At 59.7% G+C, this 24330-nt stretch carries 21 protein-coding genes; 18 read left to right on the top strand and 3 right to left on the bottom strand.

The window, feature by feature from the left end:
• Positions 1-336: 336 nt before the first annotated feature.
• On the bottom strand, positions 337-1530 hold the full coding sequence (locus PV407_RS00420) for an oxalate decarboxylase family bicupin (RefSeq protein ID WP_332087871.1): 1194 nt from the start codon (positions 1528-1530) through the stop codon (positions 337-339).
• Positions 1531-1731: 201 nt separating this feature from the next.
• Here PV407_RS00420 and PV407_RS00415 point away from each other — a divergent pair, with 201 nt between their 5' ends.
• The 11 genes from PV407_RS00415 to PV407_RS00365 all read left to right on the top strand — a co-directional run bounded on the left by PV407_RS00415 (position 1732) and on the right by PV407_RS00365 (position 14543).
• A complete protein-coding gene (locus tag PV407_RS00415; RefSeq protein WP_332087870.1) occupies positions 1732-3390 on the top strand; it encodes a serine/threonine protein kinase in 1659 nt (552 codons plus the stop codon).
• Positions 3391-3641: 251 nt separating this feature from the next.
• On the top strand, positions 3642-4817 hold the full coding sequence (locus PV407_RS00410; RefSeq protein WP_332087869.1) for a nucleotide-binding protein: 1176 nt from the start codon (positions 3642-3644) through the stop codon (positions 4815-4817).
• Positions 4771-5994, top strand: a complete 1224-nt coding sequence (locus PV407_RS00405) for a CpaF family protein (protein ID WP_332087868.1) — start codon at positions 4771-4773, stop codon at positions 5992-5994. The genes PV407_RS00410 and PV407_RS00405 overlap by 47 nt, the downstream gene beginning before the upstream one ends.
• 37 nt (positions 5995-6031) lie before the next feature.
• A complete protein-coding gene (locus tag PV407_RS00400) occupies positions 6032-6931 on the top strand; it encodes a type II secretion system F family protein (protein ID WP_332087867.1) in 900 nt (299 codons plus the stop codon).
• A 10-nt stretch (positions 6932-6941) separates the two neighbouring features.
• Positions 6942-7703 (top strand): type II secretion system F family protein, encoded by a 762-nt coding sequence (locus PV407_RS00395; protein ID WP_332087866.1) that lies wholly within the window; start codon positions 6942-6944, stop codon positions 7701-7703.
• A gap of 18 nt (positions 7704-7721) precedes the next feature.
• A complete protein-coding gene (locus PV407_RS00390) occupies positions 7722-7952 on the top strand; it encodes a Flp1 family type IVb pilin (protein WP_332087865.1) in 231 nt (76 codons plus the stop codon).
• The gene (locus PV407_RS00385) at positions 7949-9007 is read left to right on the top strand and encodes a hypothetical protein (RefSeq protein ID WP_332087864.1); all 1059 of its coding nucleotides are present in this window, start codon (positions 7949-7951) and stop codon (positions 9005-9007) included. The genes PV407_RS00390 and PV407_RS00385 overlap by 4 nt, the downstream gene beginning before the upstream one ends.
• A 64-nt stretch (positions 9008-9071) precedes the next feature.
• Positions 9072-11306 (top strand): hypothetical protein, encoded by a 2235-nt coding sequence (locus PV407_RS00380; RefSeq protein ID WP_332087863.1) that lies wholly within the window; start codon positions 9072-9074, stop codon positions 11304-11306.
• 42 nt (positions 11307-11348) lie between these two features.
• On the top strand, positions 11349-12086 hold the full coding sequence (locus PV407_RS00375) for a TadE/TadG family type IV pilus assembly protein (RefSeq protein WP_332087862.1): 738 nt from the start codon (positions 11349-11351) through the stop codon (positions 12084-12086).
• Positions 12087-12157: 71 nt separating this feature from the next.
• Entirely contained in the window at positions 12158-12673 is a 516-nt protein-coding gene (locus tag PV407_RS00370) for an A24 family peptidase (RefSeq protein ID WP_332087861.1), read from the top strand.
• A 10-nt stretch (positions 12674-12683) separates the two neighbouring features.
• Positions 12684-14543 carry a DUF6382 domain-containing protein gene (locus PV407_RS00365; protein WP_332087860.1) on the top strand — a complete coding sequence of 620 codons (1860 nt, stop codon included), beginning with the start codon at positions 12684-12686 and terminating at the stop codon, positions 14541-14543.
• 72 nt (positions 14544-14615) lie between these two features.
• Here the strand turns inward: PV407_RS00365 and PV407_RS00360 are convergent, their stop codons facing one another.
• Positions 14616-16046, bottom strand: a complete 1431-nt coding sequence (locus PV407_RS00360; protein ID WP_332087859.1) for an NAD-dependent malic enzyme — start codon at positions 16044-16046, stop codon at positions 14616-14618.
• A 195-nt stretch (positions 16047-16241) separates the two neighbouring features.
• Between PV407_RS00360 and PV407_RS00355 the strand changes: the two genes are divergently transcribed.
• The 6 genes from PV407_RS00355 to PV407_RS00330 all read left to right on the top strand — a co-directional run bounded on the left by PV407_RS00355 (position 16242) and on the right by PV407_RS00330 (position 20507).
• Positions 16242-17858 carry an ABC-F family ATP-binding cassette domain-containing protein gene (locus PV407_RS00355; RefSeq protein ID WP_332087858.1) on the top strand — a complete coding sequence of 539 codons (1617 nt, stop codon included), beginning with the start codon at positions 16242-16244 and terminating at the stop codon, positions 17856-17858.
• Between the two features lie 144 nt (positions 17859-18002).
• Positions 18003-18524 (top strand): hypothetical protein, encoded by a 522-nt coding sequence (locus tag PV407_RS00350; protein ID WP_332087857.1) that lies wholly within the window; start codon positions 18003-18005, stop codon positions 18522-18524.
• Between the two features lie 2 nt (positions 18525-18526).
• Positions 18527-18865, top strand: coding sequence for a thioredoxin family protein (locus PV407_RS00345; RefSeq protein WP_332087856.1), 339 nt, complete (start codon positions 18527-18529; stop codon positions 18863-18865).
• Positions 18862-19278 (top strand): sporulation phosphorelay system protein KapB, encoded by a 417-nt coding sequence (gene kapB, locus PV407_RS00340; protein WP_332087855.1) that lies wholly within the window; start codon positions 18862-18864, stop codon positions 19276-19278. The genes PV407_RS00345 and kapB overlap by 4 nt, the downstream gene beginning before the upstream one ends.
• Positions 19279-19369: 91 nt before the next feature.
• The gene (udk, locus tag PV407_RS00335) at positions 19370-19984 is read left to right on the top strand and encodes a uridine kinase (protein WP_332087854.1); all 615 of its coding nucleotides are present in this window, start codon (positions 19370-19372) and stop codon (positions 19982-19984) included.
• Positions 19985-20018: 34 nt separating this feature from the next.
• Positions 20019-20507 carry a hypothetical protein gene (locus PV407_RS00330; RefSeq protein ID WP_332087853.1) on the top strand — a complete coding sequence of 163 codons (489 nt, stop codon included), beginning with the start codon at positions 20019-20021 and terminating at the stop codon, positions 20505-20507.
• A gap of 85 nt (positions 20508-20592) precedes the next feature.
• Here PV407_RS00330 and PV407_RS00325 read toward each other — a convergent pair whose 3' ends face one another.
• Positions 20593-22344 carry a sensor histidine kinase gene (locus PV407_RS00325; RefSeq protein ID WP_332087852.1) on the bottom strand — a complete coding sequence of 584 codons (1752 nt, stop codon included), beginning with the start codon at positions 22342-22344 and terminating at the stop codon, positions 20593-20595.
• Between the two features lie 273 nt (positions 22345-22617).
• On the opposite strand from PV407_RS00325, the gene PV407_RS00320 reads away from it, so the two are divergent.
• Positions 22618-24300 carry a long-chain-fatty-acid--CoA ligase gene (locus PV407_RS00320; protein WP_332087851.1) on the top strand — a complete coding sequence of 561 codons (1683 nt, stop codon included), beginning with the start codon at positions 22618-22620 and terminating at the stop codon, positions 24298-24300.
• Positions 24301-24330: the final 30 nt, after the last annotated feature.

Genomic DNA, 24330 nt, shown 5'->3' with positions numbered 1-24330 from the left:
CCGAGCTGAAATGCTGCCTACGGCGCGTAAAAATCACCGGATAGTGTTCAAAAGAACACAATCCGCCTCGGCCAGGCGGCGAAACACATGCATTAGTGCGCTTAGGAGCATTATCCGAGCTGAAATGCTGCCTACGGCGCATAAAAATCACCGGATAGTGTTCAAAAGAACACAATCCGCCTCGGCCAGGCGTCAACACATACGCGTTAGTGCGCTTAGGAGCACTAACCGAGCTGAAATGCTGCCTACGGCGCGAAAAAGCCTCCTCGTGGCACCGCCTTCGTTTTCGAGACGTGCTCTCCAGTTCAAAAGGGGAGCCTTACAAGGGCGAAATCCTTATCCGTCATGTTTTGGAGAATAAGAAAATCTCGGATTTTTCACTATATATTGCTTCTCCTTTTTCAATGCGTTCATGAGTTCCGGTCCTACATGTAAGTTCTGCTGTACGAGTTGATGTGGCGTGAGCGCCATCCACTGATTTAGAGAAACATCTTCAAAGCGGTCGCTCTTAAACATTTCCAAAGCCCATACGCTCTGATTACCCGTGTTTTGGATATAGTGTCCGAAGGCATGCGGCACATACCCCACATCCCCGGCGCGATAATCGAAAGTACGGGCCGTGCCATTGGGCGCCATAACCGTCATGCGTGCAGTCCCCGATATATAATACTGCCATTCATCGTTGTTCGGGTGCCAGTGCATTTCTCTCATTGCGCCCGGTTTGATTTCCAGCAACGATGCGGCGATTTGAGTCGAAACGGGAAAGTTGGTCGAATCCGCTATACGCACCGTACTCCCGCCCGGAGTTACAATCGGCTCTTGTGCAAGCAGTCGGTGTGTAAAGGTTTTTGGTACCGTACCTTGCGGGTCTGCCACCTGTTGACTTTCGAGCGGACCGGGAACGTTTGCCTGAAAAATGTACAACTGATGGGTCGGGATGCGGGCAAAAGCGCTTGCTGGAACGCCGAAATTCGCCGATAAGACGTCCTTTGGCGTATGTGCGAACCAATCGGAGATCGATAACGTATTGAGGTCGGAGAAGCTGCCGTCAGGGAAGACGAGCAAAAACTCGCAGCCTTCTTCAAGTCCTTGGATAGAATGCGGAATACCGGGAGGGAAGTACCAAAGATCGCCCACGCCAACGTCCGCAATGAAGTTCCTCCCGTCTTGGTCGACTGATGTAATACGCGCTCGCCCCACAAGCATGATCGCCCATTCCGCTTGCTGATGCCAGTGCAGCTCGCGCACGCCGCCCGGAGTCAAAGCCATATTCACTCCGGCAATTGTGGTCGCAATCGGCAGCTCTCTAACCGTCACTTCCCGCGACCATCCTCCGTGATTTAACTGCATATGAGTGTCCGAGAAAGAGAACTTCAGATTGGGCAACGACCCGGCGTCGGTGACAGGCGGAACCAGCATGTCGGGATTCTCAAGGTCTCTCATGACATCCCGCGGACCCAAATCCCACCAACCGGCGCCATCCTTTCTTATCGGTTGCGGAATGGATCCGTTCCGTTTTTCGTTTTCCAAAAATTTGCCCCCCTCGTTCCGTACATGTCGTACTCGTCAATGGTTAAGTGCCTATTTAAAGTTATGCACGAAGCAAAGCTTTCGAAATATGTCCCCCTCCTTATAGCAGCAAACGAGTTTGCAAAATAGGAAATAAATGGTGGAACGGTCCGGCTTCATCCGTTATAATGGGCGTACATTCCGTTGGAACGGGGGAAAACGATGGACCGTTTTTTTGACGAGTCGCACAGCCTCGGGCGGTTTGCCGGCACGGTGTTCGGAGGACGGTACCGGATCGTCCGTCCGCTCGGGGAAGGCGGCATGAGCGCCGTTTTTTTGGCCGACGATTTGAAGCTTCCCGGCAAAAAATGGGCGGTCAAGCGGACCCGCGAATACGGCATTTCCGAGCTGTCCGCCTCGCGCGAAGCGGCGGTGCTCATGAAGCTGAGCCATCCGTATTTGCCGCATGTCGTCGATTTTTTTCCGCCCGACGAAGAAGGCTACTCGCATCTCGTCATGGAATATATCGACGGCGTCACGCTGCAGCAGCTGTTCGAGCGAAACGGTGGGACGGTGCCGCTGCATTCGCTGATCCGTTATGCGATGCAGCTTTGCGAGCTTTTGCAATATTTGCACGAGCTCGATTCGGGCCCGGTCATTTTCCGCGATATTAAGCCGTCGAACATTATGATCGACGCGCAGGAGCATGTGCGGCTCATCGATTTCGGCATCGCCAGAAAGCAGTCGCCGGGCCGCGAAGCGGATACGGTGCCGCTCGGGACAATCGGCTTCGCCGCGCCCGAGCTGCTGAAGAGAGGATACTCCGACTGCCGGTCCGATCTGTATTCGCTCGGGGCGACGCTGTACTATTTGCTGAGCGAAGGACGGACGTACGGCGCGGTTCGCAAGCCGCTTGCCGCAACCGGTTCAGCCGCCGAAAGCACGGTCGCGGAGCTGGTCAACCGTCTGCTCGAAGACGATCCGCAGCGGAGACCTGCTTCGGCGTCCGACGTGCGGGCGGCGCTCGAGCATTGCCTCGATTCGGATAAAAACCGGACGCACGCCTCGGCGGTCAATAGCCGGGCTCCTCTCCGCGAGGTGCGCCGAATGCGCATCGTCGTCGGCGGCTTGTACGCCGGAGCGGGCGCGACGTTCGCGGCCGTTTCCATCGCCGCGCTGCTGGACGCGGCGGGCATCGCGAACGCGGTCGTCGAGCATCCGCACGCGCGGCCGGATTTGTACGGCCTGCTCGACGGGGAGCGCAACGCCCCGGCGAATTACGATTATTGGTCCGCCAGGCAGGACGACGGTAGGACGCAATGGCGTACCGGCCGTACGGAGTGGGTGGCGCTTCGCCCGGATCGGCCGGATCCGCCGCCGCATTCGCCGCTCGCGCTGGAGCAGCGGCTGTACCGGCTCAATGCGGCCGTTTCGATCGTCGATATCGGCGACCGTTGGCTGGACCCGGGCGTTTCGGAGCTGCTCGACGCATCGGATCTTCTTGTCGCCGTCGCCGACCCGATGCCGTCGCGCTGGATGCTGTCGACGACGTCGAAAAACGTCGAGGCGCTGCTGATACGGCACGAGACGGCGCATAACGTACATTTCATCGCCAATAAATCGGCATCGTTTGCGGGGCAGCACGATTGGCTCGCCTCTTTTCCGATCAAGCCGTCGGCCGTCGTGCCGGTCGTGCCGTACGAGGAAATCGTGCGCAGCGCCTGGAAAGGCGAACCGGTCCAGCGGCAGCCCGCGGTCAGGGCGTTGCTGCAAAAATCGCTCGGGACATGGCTCGGCGAATGCGTCGCGGCGGAGCTGCACGGCGGGAGCGGGCGATTCGGCAAACGGTGGCTCGGCAAATTTTTTTCCGTTCGCTCTTGATTGAAAGGAATTATATGGTATAATCAGGTTACATTTGAAAAGCATGCAAGCGGAAGCACCGCAAGCAACGGTACGTCGGTACCGTCGTTTGCGGTGCTTTTTTGCGTCGTTGCGGGGAGGGGTGACAGTGACTCGCAAGCAGGCCGCAGGCATCGCGATCGCCGCGGCGTTTGCCGGATTCGCGCTGATCGCGGCCGGACTATGGAGCTTGTACGGTCCGTAAAGCACCGTGACGAAAGGAGGAGAAGACGATGCCGGACAAGCTGGAGCTCGTTGTCGCGGATCGGGACGCGCGCTATTTGAAGCTGCTCGCGGACTATATCCGCGATACGGAATGGAGCCGGAAGCTGGCGGTACGGCAAATCACCCGCCCGGAGTCGCTGCGCGAATATGCGGAGAGCCGGCAGGCGAGGCTGTACGTGATTCACGACGACTTCGGCCCCGCGGAAACGAACGGGGGAATCCGGTTCCGTTTATGCGAAACGAAGCGGAGCGCCGAGGAGCGGGACGGAATCGCGCCGGGCTTGTATAAATACCAGCCGCTGCATCAACTGCTCGGCCGCATGCTGGAGCTTTACCGGGGGCAGGCCGTCCGCGAACGCGGGCGCGAAGGCGGCGCGGCGGCAGCCGTATACGCCGTTTATTCGGCGGCGGGCGGCGTCGGCAAGACGACCGTATCGCTCCATTTGGCCCGAACGTTAGCGGAGAGGGGAGATCGGTGCTTGTATTGGAACATGGAGCTGGCTCCCGGCTCGGTGCTGCCTAACGAAACGGACGCCGATCTGGCGGCGCGGTTTATATACGGGCTTCGCGCCGGCGCGCCGTGGACGGCGGAATGTTTGCCCGGGCTTATTTTTCGGGCGGAGCCGCACGGCTTCGACTATTTTCCGGGCATTCGGCGAATTCGCGAAACGTTCGAGCTGACGGCAGACGACGTCGGGAAGCTGGCAGGCTGTCTGAAGCGGACGGGGACGTACGACGCGATCGTTTTCGATCTGGACGGCTCGCTGCACGAACGAACGCTCGGTGCGCTGTCGCAAAGCGACGCGATCGCGTGGATCGTGACGGAGGACGGGGAATCGGCGGCAAGAAGCTTCAAGCTTCTCGCCGAGATGGAGCGGCTGTCCGGCGAGGCCTCCGCACCGGAGCTGCGGCGCATCCGCTTCGTTCTGAACAAGCATTCCGGATCGTCCGCGAATTCGTTATGGACGTCCGGCGCGGCCGCGCCGCCGACGGTTCGGATCGCCGTCAAGCTTCCTTACGTGGCGGCGTGGAAGCAGCTGCACGGCGGCGCGAGCAAGCCGCTCGCCGAGCCGATGTTCGCCGAGGCGGTCGCGAAGCTCGCGGACGTATTGCGGCCGTCCGAAGGAGGCGAAGCCGGTGTCGGTCGAAGCGATTACCCGTACGCTGCGCGAACGAATCCGTAACAAAATCGATTTGTCCGGCTCCCACTCGGACGAAAGCTTCATGCGCGTCATCGAGGAGGCCGTGTTCGACTATTCCGGCGACGCGTATTTGTCGGCCAACGATCGGCTGCGCGTCGTCAAGGCGATTTACAACTCGTTCCGCGGCTTGGACGTGCTGCAGCCGCTCATCGACGACCCGACGATCACCGAGATCATGATCAACGCCTACGACGAAATTTTTATCGAACGGAACGGCCGCCTCGAGCGGCACGACGGGACATTCGAATCGCCCGCGAAGCTCGAGGACGTCATCCAGACGATCGTCGCCAAAGTGAACCGGGTCGTCAACGAGTCGAGCCCGATCGTCGACGCGCGGCTCGTGGACGGCTCGCGGGTCAACGTCGTGCTGCCGCCCGTCGCGATGAAAGGGCCTGCGATGACGATTCGCAAATTTCCGGCCAGGCCGCTTATGATGGAAGATCTCGTCACGCGCGGAGCGATCGACGCGAACGCGGCCGATTTTTTGGCGAAGCTCGTTCGCGCGAAATACAACATGTTTATCGGAGGGGGGACCGGCTCGGGAAAAACGACGTTTTTGAACGCGCTGTGCGGCTTCGTCCCGTCCGACGAGCGTATCGTGACGATCGAAGACTCGGCCGAGCTGCAAATTCGCGGCGTGCCGAACTGGGTGCGGCTGGAGACGCGAAACGCGAATACGGAAGGGAAAGGCGCGATCACGATCCGCGATTTGATCCGATCGTCGCTGCGGATGCGGCCGAACCGGATTATCGTCGGCGAAGTGCGCGGCGCGGAGGCGTTCGATATGCTGCAGGCGATGAACACGGGGCATGACGGTTCATTGTCCACCGGCCATGCCAACTCGGTGCCCGACATGCTGAGCCGGCTGGAGACGATGGTGCTGGCCGGCGCCGCGCTTCCCGTCGAAGTCGTCCGCAAGCAGATCGATTCCGCGATCGACGTCATGATTCATCTGTCCCGGTTTCGGGACCGGAGCCGGAGAGTGACGGAAATTACCGAGCTCGCGGGAATCGAGCGGGGGGAAATCCGGCTGAACCGTCTCTATACGTTCGTCGAACGCGGGGAGGACGAATTGGGGAACGTCGTCGGCGGACTGGAGCCGACGGGAAGCCGGCTGTCGGGCGATATTAAGCTGAGGCTCGCCGGTATCGAGCTGTGACTTCGACTTTGACAACGGATGAAAGGAGAGGACCGATTTGCGGAGCGTCATAATCGCGCTCGTATGCGGAGCTGCGGCGTATGCCGCCTACTTGGTCGTCGTCAGGCTGAACGGGAAGATCGCCTTGGCGAACGTTCCCCGGATCGGCGCGAAACGGCCGCGCCAGGCCGAAAATCCGGGCGAACGGGAGGCGGATGCCGGCGATTACGGCCGGTATTCGATGTCGGCGAAGCAACGAGCGTTCGCCTGCGCGGCGGCGGGAGCGGTTTTGTTCGCGATCGGCTACTTGTTTTATCAAAACGTCGCGATATGCGCCGTTCTGTCGCTCGGCGGGCTTTATTATCCGCGAGCGAGGCGCAGACAGCTGATTCGCAAACGAAAGGACGAGCTGGGACGCCAATTCAAGCACGCCTTGTATTCGCTGTCGACGGCGCTGTCGGCGGGGAGATCGGTCGAAAACGCGTTCGCGGAAGCGGGGAACGATTTGCGCCTGTTATATCCCGACCGAACGGCCGACATGCTGCGGGAGCTCGACCGGATCAACCGGCTGACGGAAAACGGGGAGCCGATCGAGAGGTCGCTGCTCGATTTCGGCCGCCGAAGCGGCATCGCGGACGTGCAGCAGTTCGCGGAAGCGTTCGCCGCCTGCAAACGGACGGGGGGCGATTTGGTGGAGGTGATGCGCCGAACGTCGAACATGATCGGCGAAAAAATGGAAATCGAGCAGGATATTTCCGTCCTCGTGGCGCAAAAGCGGTTCGAGGCGAAGGCGCTCGGATTGATCCCGTTCGTCATCGTCGCCTTCCTCGCTTTCAGCTCCCCCGACTATATGGCGCCGCTGTACGGGGGCGCGGGACATCTCGTTATGACCGCGGCGCTGGCCGTGCTGGTGGCGAGCCAATGGCTGGCGCGCAAAATTATGGATATCGGGACGTGAGAGGATGGATATGCTCCGGATCATGGCCCCGTTCTCGGCGGCGGTCGCGGATCGATTGAGGCTGGCGGAACGGCTCTCCTCCGGGCGATGGAACGTATTGCAAAAAATGATCGCCTTGCACGGCGAGGACGCCGAAATGCGGCATACGAAACGATTCGTCGCCGACCTCGTTTCGGCCGTCGCGCTGGGGGCGTTCGGCGCCGTTCTGCTCGGCGCGTTAACGGGCGGGGACGTGTACGCGATCGTCTCGCTGCTCGCCTTCGTCGGCTTCATCCCGTTCGTCATGATGAAGCGGCTCGACCGCAGCTTGGCCCGCAAAAAAGCGAAGCTCGTGATGGAGCTCCCGGAATTTTTAAACAAGCTGACGCTCCTTGTGGGCGCCGGCGAAACGGTGCAGGGCGCGATCGTCCGCTGCGCGGACGCGTATGCGCACGGCGGCGCGGAAACTCCGCTGCAGGCCGAACTGGTCATGCTGGCGAACCGGCTGCGCAACAACGAATCGCTTCCGGTCGCCCTGGAGCGGCTCAGCAAGCGATGCGCCGTCGCGGAGGTGTCCGTTTTTACGACGACGGTGCTGATGAATTACCGGCGCGGGGGCGAAACGTTCGTTATTTCGCTCCGGGCGCTGAACCGGGATTTGTGGGAGAAGCGGAAGGCGATGACGCGCACGCTCGGCGAGGAAGCGTCGTCGAAGCTGATTTTCCCGATGTTGCTCATTTTGCTCGCCGTCATGGCGATCGTGGCGGCGCCGGCGATTATGCTGATGGATTAACGAAAGGGGCTGTGAACTTTGTCGATCGGATCGATCAGGCAACGAATCGGACAATTTGGCGAGGAAGAGGACGGCATCGGAACGCTCGAGCTGCTGCTCATCGTGGCGGTGCTCGTCATCGTGGCGGTTGCGTTCCGCAAATGGATATTGGCGTTCATCAAAAAGCTGTTCGGCGAGGCGAACGAGGAGCTGGGCAATACGGGTGCGAAAGATTGTTTGTCCGCGCCGGACGCCTGCAAAAATCAATGACGTCGGGCCCGGACTTGCGAGCCGCCCGAAGGCGCGCGATACGCATCGGTTTCCAAAAAGCGCTGCGTTTCGCCCGCTCGGAGTCGGGTAGCTATACGCTGGAATCGGCGCTTCTATATCCGACGCTCGTCGTCGCGCTCGTCTCGCTCGTCTTTGCCAGCTTGTTCATTTATAAGCATGCCGATTTGTACTATACGGCCGCGGCGACCGCCGAACGGGCCGCGTATACGTGGGACAACACGCATAAAGAGTTTTCGACCGGAAGCGTTATGCCGAACCAGCACGACGGCTTGTATTGGCGAACCGGCAGCGACGGACTTGGCGGCATGTTTTCGTTCGGAAGCGGCTTCGGCCAGAAGCGGGTCGAGTGGCCGGCGGCGGAAGGTGCGGGCGAAGCGGGAGGCGCCGGTCCGGAACGCAAGCTGCTCCGGGCCGCAGGCGGTCTGCCGGACGGGATCGAAGGAAAGCTGACGTACCGCCACGGCTTGATCGACCGCGAAGTGTCGGTCAAGCTCGGGCAGACGGGGCCGCTTCCGTTTATGGCGGGCAAATGGATGAATGCGCGCATGGAAGCCGAAGTGCGAACGGTCGTCACCGAGCCGGCGGAGTTGATCCGCAACGTCGATTTTGTGCGTACGTTCGTCGTCCGGGTGAAGGATTTGATCGGCAAGCCGCAGGCGGAGCGGACGGTGCCGGCGGAGCCGCCCGCCGAGCATCGGCGGCTCGTGTTCGCCCGCGCCGCGGAGGCGGCGGAATACGTGCGAAGCATTACCGGCGGGGTCCAACAAGACGTCAAGGCGCCGAGCGGCAGACGGCTGCTGGACGTTTTGGACGCCGACGGCCTGATGCACGAAGTGAAGCTCGGCTATACGGCCAAATCGAAAGACATCGAGTCGCAAATCGTCAAAGACGTCGAAATGATGCGGCAAAGCACGGAGGTGAAAGGCGTCGTTTGGCATTTTTTCCGCAAAGAAAAGGACGGCAAGGTCGGACCGTCCAAGCCGCTTCGGCAATATTTGGAGAACCAGGGCATCATCGTCGTCATCCATCAATGAAAAAGGCTTTGCCCGGCATTCGTCTGCGGCTGCGGGGTCGATTCGGGAAAGGAGGAAGCCGCGCATGTGGAAGTCGAAAGCCGGAACGGTTACCGTTTCGCTCGTGCTCATGCTCGCGCCGCTGTTTACGTTCCACGCGGCGTTGATCGACGCGGCCCGGGTGAAGATGGGCGAGCGCCAGGCGGAGGCGGCTACAAAGGTGGCGCTCCGTTCCGTATTGTCCGCCTACGATCCCGCTTTGCGCGATTACGGCCTGTTCGCGGTCGGAATCGATCCGAATGCGAGCCGGGAACTGTTTTCCGCCGTATTCAAGGAAAATTTGGGGCAAAGCGCCGACGGCGCGTTTCAGCTCGTCAAGCCGGTACCCGCGTCGGAAACGGTGCAGACGCTGCATACGCTCGGAAACCGGGCCGTGTTCGGACGGCAAGTGCTGGAGGAAATGAAATACCGCGCGCCCGTGGAATTCGCTTTAAGCGTAACCGACAAGCTGAAAACGCAATCCGGCGCCGCTTCCATGCTGAACGGGATGTCCCAATTCGCGGAACGGGCGGAGCAAATCGAGTCGCTTATCGCGCAGCGGGAAGACGAGCTCGATTCGGCGTGGGCGACGGCGCAGGAGATGAGCCGGAAGGCGGGGCTTTTTCGAGACTATTACGCGAGGAAATTGGCCCGGTTGGACGAGCTGTGCGGACTGATCGGCTTGCGCAGCGCCGAAGAGGTGAGGCGCTCGATCCAATCGCTGCAGGCGCAAGCCGGCTCGATCCGGCAGACGATACGGGAACGGCAGGAGACGATCGCCGGAATGCTCCGGGCGGGCGTGCAGGCCGCCGAGCAAATCATGGCCATCCAGCAATCGATCGGCGATTTGGAGCGCAGCTTGAACGAATTGAACCGGGAGATCGGCGAGCTGGAGCAAATTTTGCAATATATCGCCGAATATACGCTGCTGATGAGCGCAACGAAGCTGGAGGCGGAGCGCGACCGAACCGTTCTCGCCGGGATGTCGCAATCCGTATTCGAGCGGCTGGACCGCGCCAAGTCGCTGGACGAGCAAATCCGGTCCGGGCCGGCCGCGCCGGCCGATTCGGGCATACCGCCGGAAACGCTGCAGGCGCAAACGATGCCGGACAGCTATTACGTCACATACAAAACGGGCGTCGGCGCCATCGGCGCACTATTCAGCGGCTTCGAAACGGCGCTGTCGGCAACGACGCTTTTCGTCGGCGACAACAAATTCGACTCGGTCCGCATGCAGCTGCTGAGCGCATCCAACGAAGCGTACGGCGATAAAGCCGCCCAGTTTGCGAGCGAGCAAAAAGCCGAGGAGGACAAACGGGCCGCGGCGGGCGACAGCATCTCGAAGCGCAAGCGCGAAGAAAAGAAGCGTTTCGCCGGGCTGTGGGACGAAGTCCGCAAAATGTGGGCGGAATGCGGCGGCGATTCGTCCGAAACGTACAAGCTGCTCGAAACCGGCGATGCGGAGGCCGGAACCGTTTCGCTGTACCGCAAATATGCGGATTACAACCGGGTTGAGACGGTCCCGGCCCCGGAAGGCGGCGAGCTGGGAGACGCCGAGACGGCGATTCGCCGAACGACGGGGATGATCGACAAGCTGCTGGACGGGATCGCCGCCGCCGCGGGCCAATTCCGCGACGAGCTGTATTACAACGAATACGCGCTGACCAAGTTCAATTATCGGACGTACGGCAAAGAAAAAGGGCCGGACGGCAGCCCGAAGCCGGATTACGAGAGCTCGCGGCGCGGCGGTCACCGGCTGCAGGGACAGGAAGCGGAATATATTTTGTACGGATTGAATTCCTGCCTCCAAAACCAATCGGCCGCGTTTACGGAAATGTTCTCCATCCGGCTCGCCGTCCGAACGGCGGAAGCGTTGCTGTCGCCCGATTCGAAGGTGGTGGCGATGGGAAATCCGATGCTTACGCTGCTGTGGGCGCTCGCCGAAGGAGCGGGACGCGCTTTCGTCGACATGACGAAGCTCGTCGACGGCGAAGAGGTGCGGGTGACGGATAAAGCGCCGGCGTCGGTGACGATGGGCTACAAAGACTATTTGCGGCTGTTTTTGCTGCTGCATACGAAGCGCGACCCGATGACGGCGCGCATGCAAAGCTTGATCGATTTGAATACGGGAACGGATTTGCGGGAATCGGCCGTTTATGTCCAAGCCCGCACGGAGACGAAAGTTCGGCTGTGGTTTATGCCGTTCACGCTGGCGGCGTTCGGTTATCCGGTTCAGGGCAACGGGGCGACGGTGACGAAAACGGCCGTATTATCCTACTGACGGATGCTTCAAGGAGCATCCCGTCGGAGCGAAACGGAGGGGATGATCATCGACGAAACGGCGGGAAGCAACGAAGCGCGTCCCTTTCGCGGATGCCGCCGCCGCAACGGGCCGGACAGCCGCCGCTTTGCGCGCGGAGAGCACGGCGGCGTCGCCCTGGAGGCGACGGTCGCGTTTCCTTTTTTTCTCGCGTTCGTGCTCGCGCTCGTCTGCCTGATCAAGCTGACCGTCGCCGATATGGCGCTGCAAAACGCCGTCGCGGAAACGGCTAAGCAGATGGCCGCCAGCGCTTATCCGGTCGAGTTGCTGGCGAACGAGGCGATGCAGGCGTACTCGCAAAGCAAGGTCGGGACGACGGCGGACGAATGGCTTGGCAAAATAAGGGCGGCGCGCGACAAGCTGACGCAAGGCGAGCAATGGGTCGAAGATTACAAGGCGTTCATTCCCGACTTTCTCGTACGTCTCGTCGAATGGGAGCAGATGAAACGGGAGCAGGCGGAACGGATGGCGGGGGACGAAGCGGACCGGTTCGCGGAAGAGCATATCGCTCCGCTCGTGAAAGCCGCGTTCAAGGAAGCGGTGATGCACTATGCCGATACCGGCGTATTGAAGGAGGACCGGCTGTCTGTCCACGAAGTCGAGCTGCCCCGCTTAGCGGATTCCGGCAAGCGATTCGTCGGCATTACGGCGCAGTATACGGTAAAGCTGCCGATTCCGTTCGTGAACAAATCCGTGACGATACGCAAGAAGGCGTACGAACGCATCTGGACCGGGGCGTAGCCGGCCGGTGGCATGAGCCGCACCGCGACCGCGCGGGAACGCTTGATGAAATCGATAAGGGGAGGCGCCGCATGGTTGCTTGCGGATTGGCGATATTGCTCGTCCTGTCTTTTTACCACGATCACAAGGAACAAAAAATTCCGAACCGGTATACCGTCACCGGCACCGCCTACGGGTTGATTTGCCACGGCTGGAACGGCGGATGGAGCGGACTGGCCGGAGCGGCGATCGGCTTCGCGGCCGGATTCGGTATCATGCTCGTTCTGTATGCGTGCAGAGCGGTCGGGGCCGGCGACGTCAAATTGTTCGGCGCGATCGGCTCGATCGCCGGCGGGACGTTCGTCGTGAACGGCGCCGTCAATTCGATCCTGTTCGCGGCCGTTATCGGAATCGCGATCGTGGCGGTTCGGCGGGAACTGGCGGCGCGCATGCGCAATACGTTCGCGCTTCTGTTCAATTTGCTGCTGCTGCGCGATATAGCCGGACTAGCGGCCTATCGGGACAAAGCGGCGACGTTCCCGTTCATGTACGCCGTCTTTCCCGCGATGGCGTTCACCTGGACGTATTGCGCACCCGGCTTGACGTAAGGAGGAACGCATGGAACATTCGATGTACGGCTTTCACTACGACTATATTCGGCATCGCGGCACCTGCCTCGTCTTGTCGGGGGTAAACCCGCTTACCCGCGACGGGATGGAGAAAATCGAGCTGCTCATGATGGAAGCGAACGAAATCCCCGGCCTGCTTCCGTTCGAGACCGAGGAGGTCGATTTGAACGTGAAGCTGCGCTACGACATTTCGGGACATAAAATGTTGTCGCACTGGATGAAGACGCAGCGGCTGTCGCTTCCTTCCTACTATAGGCTGCTGCTCCGATGCGCCGGAACGATCGACGACGGCAAAACGTACATGCTGCGCGAAGAAGGCTTTTGGCTGCACGAAAATTTCATGTTTATCGACGACGAAAACGAGCTCGCGCTTTCGCTGCTGTACGTGCCGGTCGACGTCGGAGGAGAAAAGCCCCCGGTGCGGGAGCAATTCAAGGAGGTCGCGCTGCGCCTTTCGGCGTGCATCGGGCAAATCGAAGGCGGGGGCTTCTCCTCGCTGATGGCCGCGCTTCATCGGGAACGGTTCGAATTTGCGGACATTCGCCGGCTGCTCGGAGCGCTGCTCCGTCCGGAACGGGAATCCGCGGTAAAACCGGTCCGCCGGTCGGAAACGCCGCCGGCGTTCGCCGAATCGGGACTCGAGTCCGACGCGCGGGGGAACGAAATCGGATGGCCGCCGCCGGTCGGTCGGGACGCGACAACGCGCGAAGCCGTCCCGAGCTGGATTCCGCTTGGCGGAGAAGCCGGGACGAATGGGCGAGAACGGGCTTTCGCAGCGGATGCTGCGGAGGATGAAGACGTAGTCGGACGACGGACGACGGAGCCAGCGGACGCGGCTGTAAACGCAAGCGCGAACGCGAATACGAATGCGAATGCAAACGCGAATGCAAACGCGAATGCAAACGCGAATGCAAACGCGAATGCAAACGCGTTAACGACCAAGCAAAAGCTGCTCGGCTTTGCGGCGGCGATCGCCGTACTGCTGCTGCTTTGGAGCTTTTACCCGGAAAAAGCGCCGGAAGGGATGCTCAGCATATGGGGAGGAATGACGCTGCTGATCGTCGACGTCGTTTTCGTATGGGTTCGGCTGCGGCCCGAAGCGATACCGACCGGAGGCTTGCAGTCGCTCGCCCGAGCGTACAGGGAAATGGAGGAACGGGACATGACCGGACTTACCGGCCTGCTTCCCGTCAAGCCATCGAAAAAAGGGGCGTTTCCGGAATTCGCCGCACCGAAGGAAACCGCCGCGTCGAGGTCAGCCGCTGCGACTCGGGCTTCCATCATGCCACAGACTGCCGGATTTCCGGCGGCACATGGGCGGTCCGCCGATGTCCGGCCGTCGGCGTTCATGGCCGCGAACGGCGAAGCTCCTCCAGCCGAAGCCGAAGTTGAGGACGCAGCCGCTTACGCCGCTTCTTCTCCGATTCCGGCGCCTTCCGACAAAACGACGCTGCTCAGGCCCGCCGACGCGACGGTGCTGCTGCGACCCGAATCGGCGAATCCCGACCCGGCGCCGGAGACCGTTTGGGAGAAGAGGCGCGTGCCCGTGCTGGAGGTGGACAAAAACGGAGCGGCGCGCCGCATCCCGATCGTCGGCGACCGGTTCGTCGTCGGGAGGGAGACAGGCGCCGTCGATTACGCCGACGACGCGGCGGGCGTCTCGAAGCTGCATCTGGAGATCGTACGCGAGCGGGAGACGTATTACGCCAAAGATTTGGGGTCGAAAAACGGGACGTACTGGAACGACGAGCCGATGGTTCCGTACAAAAGCTACCCGCTCGCCGACGGCGACACGCTGCAAGTCGTCCATACCCGGCTCGTATTTCGGCTGGGCGCGCAACCCGCCTGAATGCCGGCAACGCGACAAACCCCCGTCCGCAGGACGAGGGTTCGGGTTCGTTTGGCCTGAAACAGCGAAGCGTCAGCGATATTCCCGCGGTATGCGGCGGGCGACGCCCGTACGGATGGCCGCTTCGACGACCCGGTCGCGAACGAGCTTGGACACCTTCTGGTTGAACACGCTCGGAATGATGTACAGCTTGTTTCGTTCGTCGTCGGAGATGACGGAAGCGATCGCCTCGGCGGCGGCCAGCTTCATCTCCTCGTTGATCGTCGTCGCCCGGCAATCGAGCGCGCCGCGGAACATGCCCGGGAAGCAAAGCACGTTGTTGATCTGGTTCGGGTAGTCCGAACGTCCGGTCGCCACGACGGCGGCGATATCTTCGATTTCCTCCGGAAGAATTTCCGGATTCGGGTTCGCCATGGCGAAGACGATCGGCTTGTCGGCCATGCTCATGACGTCCTCGCGTTTAAGCAAGCCCGCGGCGGATACGCCGATGAACACGTCGGCGCCCGCCACCACGTCGCGCAGCGAGCCGGTCACCCGGTTCGGATTCGTATGCTCCGCATACCAGTTCCACATCGGGTTATCGTACGTTCGTCCGGCGACGAGTGCGCCTTCCCGGTCGACCCCGATCAGTTCCTTCACGCCGGCCGCGAGCAAAATTTTGCTGCAGGCGATGCCCGCCGCGCCGACGCCGCATACGACGACTTTAACCGAATCGATCGTTTTCCCGACGAGCTTCAGCGCGCTGATCAGACCGGCGTACAAAACGACGGCCGTTCCGTGCTGATCGTCGTGAAAAACCGGGATATCGAGCTCGCTTTTCAGCCGCTCTTCGATTTCGAAGCATCGCGGAGACGAAATATCTTCCAGATTGATGCCGCCGAAGCCGGGAGCGATCGCCTTGATCGTTCGAATGATTTCTTCCGTATCCTGCGTATCGAGACAAACCGGAAACGCGTCGACGTCGGCGAGCTGCTTGAACAGCATCGCCTTGCCTTCCATGACCGGCATCGCGGCGTACGGTCCGATATTGCCGAGTCCGAGCACGGCGCTTCCGTCGGAGACGACCGCCACCGTATTTCGTTTGATCGTCAAGGAGTACGCTTTGCGCTGCTCCTCGTGTATCGCCATACAGACGCGCGCGACGTCCGGCGTATAGACGCGGGACAAGTCGTCCCGGTTTTGAATCGGCACTTTAAGCTTCGTTTCGATTTTGCCGCCCAGATGCATCAGGAACGTGCGGTCCGACACGTTGACGAGCGTGACGCCCTTCAAGCTTTTGACTTTGTCGACGATTTTGGCGGTGTCGAGCGTATCGGCGACATTGACCGTCAAGTCGCGAATCGACAGCTCCTGCTTCGTTTGAATGACGTCGATGGCGACCAAATCCCCGCCCTCGTCGGCGATCGCAGCCACGATGTCGCTGAATCGTATGCTGTTCGTATCGATCTCCAGCCGCAATATGATACTTTTCCCCGTAATCAGCTGCCTGTTTCCTTCATTCATTTTGCGAGCCTCCTTGACGAGCGGTAATAGGAATGGATGGACCGAATCCATAATCCAGTGTAACCGATCATTTATAAAAATCCAAGATGCTGCATATTATTGCTGCGCAAAAAGTTATCTTCCCTTTGAAGCCGCACCAAATTATGCTATACTAACAATTTGATAGCAAGAATCTATTAGGGGGAATGTGGGTCCATGATCAGCACGAGCAACGTAACGCTTCGCTACGGCAAACGCGCCTTGTTCGAAGACGTTAATATAAAGTTTACGCCCGGCAACTGCTACGGTTTGATCGGAGCGAACGGGGCGGGCAAATCGACGTTTTTGAAAATTTTGTCCGGCGAAATCGAGCCGAACAGCGGCGAAGTGTTCGTCACGCCCGGCGAGCGAATCGCGGTGTTAAAGCAAAACCATTTCGAGTTTGACGACGTTCCGGTTTTGAAAACGGTCATCATGGGCCATAAAGAGCTCTTCTCTATTATGGAAGAGAAGGATGCGCTGTATGCAAAGCCCGATTTTTCCGAAGAGGACGGCATGCGGGCCGCCGAGCTGGAAGGCGAGTTCCAGGAGCTGAACGGCTGGGAAGCGGAGTCGGATGCGGCTTCGCTGCTGCTCGGCCTCGGCATCGGCACCGATCTGCACGACAAGCAGATGAAGGAGCTCGGCGGCAACGAGAAAGTGCGCGTGCTGCTTGCGCAAGCGTTGTTCGGCAATCCGCAAAACTTGCTGCTTGACGAGCCGACGAACCATTTGGACATCGACTCGATCAACTGGCTCGTCAATTTTCTCGGCCGGTTCGAAGGCACCGTCATCGTCGTCTCCCACGACCGTCACTTTTTGAACGAAGTGTGCACGCATATCGCCGACATCGATTTCGGCAAAATCCAATTGTACGTGGGCAACTACGACTTCTGGTACGAATCGAGCCAGCTGGCGCTCAAGCTGATGCGCGACGCGAACAAAAAGATCGAGGAGAAGCGCAAGGAGCTTGAAACGTTCATCGCGCGCTTCAGCGCCAACGCGTCCAAATCGAAGCAGGCCACCTCGCGCAAAAAACAGCTCGAGAAGCTTACGCTCGAAGACATCAGGCCGTCCAACCGCAAATATCCGTATATCAACTTCAAGCCGGAGCGGGAGGCGGGCAAAAACATTTTGTCCGTCGACCGGATCGGCAAGACGGTCGATGGGGAGCCGGTGCTGAAGGACGTCAGCTTCGTCGTGAACAAAGGGGACAAAATCGCGCTCGTCGGTCCGAACGGAGCGGCGAAAACGACGCTGTTCCAAATACTCGCCGGCGAAATCGAAGCGGATCAAGGCGAATTCGTTTGGGGCGTCACGACGACCCAGGCGTATTTCCCGAAAGACAACTCCGCCTACTTCGACGGCGTGGAGCTTACGCTCGTCGATTGGCTCCGCCAATATTCGAAAGATCCGGACGAGACGTTCATCCGCGGCTTCCTCGGCCGCATGCTGTTCTCCGGCGAAGAATCGCTGAAGAAAGCGTCCGTTCTGTCCGGGGGCGAGAAGGTGCGCTGCATGCTGGCGAAAATGATGCTCAGCGGAGCGAACGTGCTCATGCTCGACGAGCCGACGAACCATCTCGACCTCGAGTCGATTACGGCGCTCAACAACGGGCTGATCGATACGGACGCGACGATGCTGTTCGTTTCGCACGACTGGCAGTTTATCCAGACGATCGCGAACCGGATTATCGAAATTACGCCGAACGGCTTGATCGACCGGCAAATGACGTACGAAGAATATTTGAACAACGAAGACGTAAAAAGGCTTCGCGAATCGTTGTACGCCTAAACGGCTGAAGCAGCGGGGGGACGGCGGCATCGTTCCCCCGCCTTTCGGGTTTGATTGCGAAACGAAAAAAGGGTTGATCCGCGGCTGTGTCGAATGGATATAGGGCAAGTTAAGGCCGTACCAGTACCGGGCGGGAGGGAGCGCATGTTTGATCCGACGATATTCGAAAACCTGAAAGTCGTGTTCGAGGGAGCCGTATACGATCTCGATTTGGACGGTCAAATCGTCGTCGTTCATCGCTCCGACCTGATCGATCTGGCGGCTATGTCGCGCAGCTACATGGTTCGTTACCGGATGAAGGAAGGAAGAAGCCCCGCGGAAATCCGGCTGTCCGCAGGCTTGCTCGATTTGGCCGGGGAAAAGCTCGAATGGCGCAACGCGCTGCCGGGCTGCAAGCTGGAAATCGCGTTTTCGCTGCTGCTGCGCAATCCGGTGACCGCCTGTAAAAACATCCAAGACATTTTGGAGCAAATATGGGGCGCGGAAACGACGATCGTCCAAACGTTGTCGTTCCGCTACGGCGACGACGGCTCCCGCTGTCATAACGAAATCGTCGTTCAATTCGAACGGAAAATCGGAGAAGGCCAAGTCGGGGACATCCCCGATTTGCTCGAACATACGGTGCGTACGCTGCGGCAGCTGGAACCGTACAACATGGAGGAATGACGATGCCGGATCGGACGGAAGCGGAGCTGATACAAAGGTCGGACGACGGCGACACGTTCGCCGTCTTTTTATATACGCCGCTTTGCGGCACTTGCAAAGTCGCGGAACGGATGCTGGACGTCGCGGCGGCGATGCGGCCGCGGCACGCTCCGCTGAGGGCGAACTTGAACGCGATGCCGCGCCTGGCCGCCCGCTGGCGGATCGAAAGCGTCCCCTGCCTCGTTCATGTGCGGGGAGGCGCGATCAGCCGCAAGCTGTACGCATTCGCCTCGGTCGAAAACGTCGTCCGTTTTCTCGAATCTGTTGATTCCGGGACGGAAGGAAAGGAAGGAAGCCCATGAATACGAACGATTATGTAACGGTCGATTATAAAACCGGCGTCTATATCGCCAAAATCGTCGAAGCGGCGCCGGCCCGAACGCTCGTGGAAATCGCCGCCGTCATCCGCCATCCGCTGCAGGGCGACCTGCACCGCCCGTACGAGCCGGACGTGCCGATGTTTCACGAGCGAAGAGCCGCGGCGCACCGCGAGAAAGTATGGGTGCCGTCGTCGTCGGTCGAACGGTACGAAGGCGGCGTGCCGGACTATGGCGGGTCGCTCAGGCAAGCTTTGGACGATGCCATGCGAGCCATGACCGGATTGGCGGAAGGAGAGGGCGATTCCGCCGGCGCGAACGACCGTCCCGGACTCTCGAAATGGGCGGAGCGTGCGCTTGCCAATTTGCGGCGGCTGGAGCGCGATTATTTCGGCTGACCGTCGAGGTTGAAATTGCCGTTTCTCCGATCGAACGAGAGATGGTACAATAAAGCGAAAACGCGAACGATGTCGAACTGGAGGAACTGACATGCTGACGATAGGAATTGCCGGAGGCACCGGCTCGGGGAAAACGACGGTCGCGGAACGGCTCGTCGAAGCGCTCGGGCCGCAGCAGGTCGTGCTGCTGTCGCAAGATTCGTATTATGCCGACAACCGGCATTTGCCTATGAAAGAACGCGAACGGATGAATTACGATCATCCGGATTCGGTGGACGGCGAGCTGCTGCTCGATCATTTGCGGAAGCTGCGCCGCCGCGAGCCGATCGAGATGCCGATTTACGACTTTACGACCCACAGCAGGGAAGACCGGACGATCGCCGTGCAGCCGAAGCCGGTCGTCATTTTGGAAGGCATTCTCATCTTCGCCGACCCGGCGATCCGGCAGGAGCTCGACATTAAAGTTTTCGTCGATACGGATGCGGACGTACGCATCCTGCGCCGGCTGTCGCGGGACATCCAGGAGAGGGGCCGCACGGTCGAATCCGTCTTCCATCAGTATTTGAATACGGTCAAGCCGATGCACGACGCGTTCGTCGAGCCTTCCAAACGATTCGCCGATCTGATCATACCCGAGGGCGGCCGCAACGATATCGCGATCGGCCTGCTGACGTCCCGCATACAAACGTATTTGGCGATGGGCTGACGGCGCGATGCCGAACGGAAAGGGGGAGTGACGCGTGAGCGACTCTTGGACCGCAATGCGGAAAGTGCCGCAAAGCAGCCTGCAGGAACGGCTGGAAACCGTAAAGCATTTGGCCGGCGACGACGCGCAAACGGAGCTGTACGAAATCGTCAAAGATACGCGCACGGGCGACCATTATTTGCATTACGCCTACTTGCATTTGACGGTGGCGGACGGATCGACGGAATCGTTTCACCAGCTGCTGCCGCTCGAAAGCGACGACGTGCTCGCCATTTTATTCGGGGAGCAGCCGTATGCGTATCCGGACCATTGGCGTCGTCCGTTTTTGCGAAACGGGCCGGACGGAACGTACGTCTGGTTCGATCCGGAAGAAAATTTGCACGGAGCGGACGACGAGCACGAGAGGCTCGCCGGGGAAATCGCCGGCATGCTCGGCGCGTGGAAGCAGGCCGGACAGTACGATTCGGAGTCGGCGAAAGCGCTGCTGGAGCGGATCGAGCAGGCGATGAAGCGCAAAGGATGAGTAGCAGGCCCGCGATCGTTCGCGGGCTCGAACAGAAAAGGACTTGGCGGCACCGCATCCGCCAAGTCCTTTTCGTTTCCCCGGACTACGAAGATTTGACGAACCGCTGCAGCGGCATCGATACCGTAAAGACGGTGCCGTGCAGCTCGTCGCTTTGTACCGTAATCGACCCTTTGTACGCGTCGACCCGCTTTTTCGTTATCGCAAGCCCGAGCCCGGAATGATCGCCCGACGGCTTCGTACTGTAGCCGGGGATGAACAGCTTCGCCTTCTCCTCGTTCGGGATGACCGGCCCGGGGTTGCGGACCGAGATAAGCAGATGCCCGGCCTGGTGCCAGCATTTCAGCTCGACGACACGTTCCGCCACGGGCAGCTTGACGACTTCGTCGAAGGCGTTGTCGACCAGATTGCCGATAATGATGACGATGTCGACGGACGTGATCCCGAGGTTCAAATTGCCGATCGGAGCGAACTCGTGGCGGAAGTCGATTTTTTTGTCCATCGCCGTGACGACCTTCGATTGAACGATGGCGGCGACGGCCGGATGGCCGATCTGGATAATGTCGTTCACCTGGCGTATTTCGCCCATCAGCTCGCCCGTATACCGGTGCAGGTCGTCGTATTTTTTCATTTGCAGAAACGATTGGATCGTCTGCACGTGGTTGAGAAAATCGTGCCGCTGGCCGCGTATCGTCGTGAACATGTCGTTCACTTCGTCGATGTACGCCTCCTGCGTGAACCGAATCGCCTCGTCCTTGTTGCGCTTGATCAAATGAAACACGATCGCCAGCACGACAAGACTGACGAACGTCAGGACGAGTACGCGGTTGATCAGCGAGCGCGCCTGGTCGTTCAGCATGCGTTCCAGCGAGTCGTAGTCGAATACGACCCCGATGACGTACGGATACTGTTCCTCCGGGTTGCTTGTCCCGGCCTGGACGGGAATAAAGCTTTTGATCACTTTATGCCCGCCGATGACCGACACTTTAGTAATCGATTTATCGGTTTCGATGGCGGCCCGCACGTTTGCGATATCGCTTTCCCGGTCCGAATACGAATACGTTCCGAACGGAATCGGATTGTTCAGCAGCGAAACGTAATAGTCGCCGCTTTGCGATTTCGATACTTTGAGCGGTTTGCCGAACGTGTTGTAGTTGAAGCCGGTCATTTCCAACAGGCTCGGGTTGTCTTCGATCATTTTGTTCAAAATGACGTCGGGCCCGGCCAGCGCGTCATACTGCTTGATTTGGATGTCCTCGACGTACGGGTTGATGATGTAGTCGGTCGTCCCGTCGTAGTAATAGCCCCACTTGTCGATTTTGGCCGGATCGCTGTCGGCGTGGGCGATCGGTCCGGACCAGTAATTCGGAAGCTTCTGTCCTTCCGGAATCGTCACTTCCCGACCGGCCAGCATTTCCTGAAAGGCCGTAAACCAGAAGCCCCATTTTTTCGTGCTCAAGCCGATTTCTTTCGGATCGGAGGAACGGACGCCGACGATGTCGTCTCCCTGCCGCTGCAGCAGCGTAATGTGGGAAATGCCCAGCTCGCGGCTGATCTCGGCGAGCTCGTCGTTCGTCACGTTGGCGGCTTTCGGATCGAGACGGTCCTTGGCGGCGATGGCGGCGATTCGCAGCTGCTGGCCGATCATGTCCTCGACGTAACGGACGCTCGTCCGGTATCGGTCGATCGCGTTCCGCAAGTTGCCGGCGGCCATTAACGACTGCTGCTCCACATTGCCGACGAGCCTGTCTTTGGTCGTCCAATAAAACATGATGTTATTGAGTACGAGCATCGATACGACGCAAGCGATTACGATGAAAAAAAAGCGGGATCTCACCGGCCTTATCACCCCGTAAGCGGTCACTGCGGACGAAGCTCCGGAAAGCGATGGCGATCGGGGCTGCACGTCTGCATACTCCCATTATAGCCGAAAAGATATACGATTGTTATTGTTATTTCGACTTATTTCGATAATATTTTCATGCTTCGGTCGCATTTTGTCATAATCGAGCGCGAACGTTGATGGCCGTTCCGGCATGTTGAACAAGCGTCGCCCCATATCATGTAGTAACGTCTTCGCGTTCAAACCGCAGAGGAAGGTGAATGGTGCATGGATCCGCGACCTTGGCATCGCGATTACCCGCTGGATGTGCCGCTGCAGCTCGAATATCCGTCGATTCCGTTAACCGATCTATTGAAAGAGGCGGCTCAGCTGTATCCGGAGCGGACGGCCGTCACGTTTTTCGGCAAAACAACGACCTACCGGCAGCTGCTCGACCGAACGTACCGGTTCGCCGACGCGCTCATCCGGCTCGGCGTGCGCAGCGGCGATCGGATCGCGCTGCTTCTGCCGAACGTGCCGCAGTATATCGTCGGTTATTACGGAGCGCTGTTCGCCGGCGGGATCGTCGTCCAATTGAACCCGCTCCATGTCGAACGGGAGCTGCTGCGCCACTTGACCGATTCCGGCGCCGATACGCTCATTTGCCTCGATTTGCTGCTGCCGAGAGTTCGCAGCATTCGCGAGAAGGCCGGCCTGAAACGGGTCATCGTCGCCTCGATCGGCGACGAGCTGCCTTTCGTCAAGAAAGCGCTCTATCCGCTCGTGCAAAAAAGACGCGGCTCCTCCGGCTCCTTCGATGCCGAAGCGGAGCGGCTGTTTCGCTTCGAGCGGCTCGTCCGGGACGGGAATCCGGCGCCGCTCGAGCCGCAGCCCGATCCGGAGGCGGATGTCGCCGTGCTGCAATATACGGGCGGGACGACCGGCATCCCGAAGGGGGTTATGCTCACCCACGCGAATTTGACGGCGAACGTGCGCCAATGCTTCGCCTGGATGTATAAGCTGAAACGCGGCGAAGAAACGGTTCTCGCCGCCGTTCCGCTGTTCCACGTCTACGGCATGACCGTCTGCATGAATTTCGGGTTGGCGATCGGCGCCAATTTGCTGCTCGTGCCGAAATTCGAAATCGAGCCGCTGCTGAAAACGATCGACCGTTACAAGCCGACCATTTTCCCCGGAGCGCCTACCATGTACATCGCCATCAACAATCATCCGAAGGCGGCCCGAACCTACGACCTGTCGTCGATCCGCTGCTGCATAAGCGGATCCGCGCCGCTGCCGCTCGAAGTGCAGCAGCGGTTCGAAGCGTTGACCGGAGGGCGGCTCGTCGAAGGGTACGGCTTGTCGGAATGCTCGCCGGTCACGCACGCGAACCCGATTTGGGAGCGGCGCAAGACGGGCAGCATCGGACTGCCGTGGCCGGATACCGACTGCAAAATCGTCGATCCGGAAACCGGCGAGACGCTGGATACGGGCCAAATCGGCGAGCTGCTCATCCGCGGCCCGCAGGTGATGAAAGGATATTGGAACAAGCCGGATGAAACGGCGGAAGCGCTTTCGGACGGCTGGGTCCGCACGGGGGATATGGCGTACATGGACGAAGACGGCTACTTTTTTATCGTCGACCGGAAAAAAGACATGATCATCGCCGGCGGGTTCAACATCTTTCCGCGCGAGGTCGAGGAGGTGCTGTTCGAGCATCCGGCCGTGCTGGAGGCGGCGGTGATCGGCGTTCCCGACGATTACCGCGGCGAGACGGTAAAAGCGTTCGTCGTGCGCAAAGCCGGGGAAGACGTCACGGAAGCCGAGCTGAACGCGTTTTGCCGCTCCAAGCTGGCGCCCTACAAAGTGCCGCGAATATACGAGTTTCGCGACGAGCTGCCGAAATCGATGGTCGGCAAAGTGCTGAGGAGGGAGCTTAGAGAGCCGGACGGGCGGGAGCAATCGAAGTAAAACGGGCAAAACGAAGGCCGCCGTTTCGAA

Source organism: Paenibacillus sp. GYB003, assembly GCF_036577625.1.
GTDB lineage: Bacteria > Bacillota > Bacilli > Paenibacillales > NBRC-103111 > Paenibacillus_AB.
This window is presented reverse-complemented; position numbering and strand designations above follow the sequence as displayed.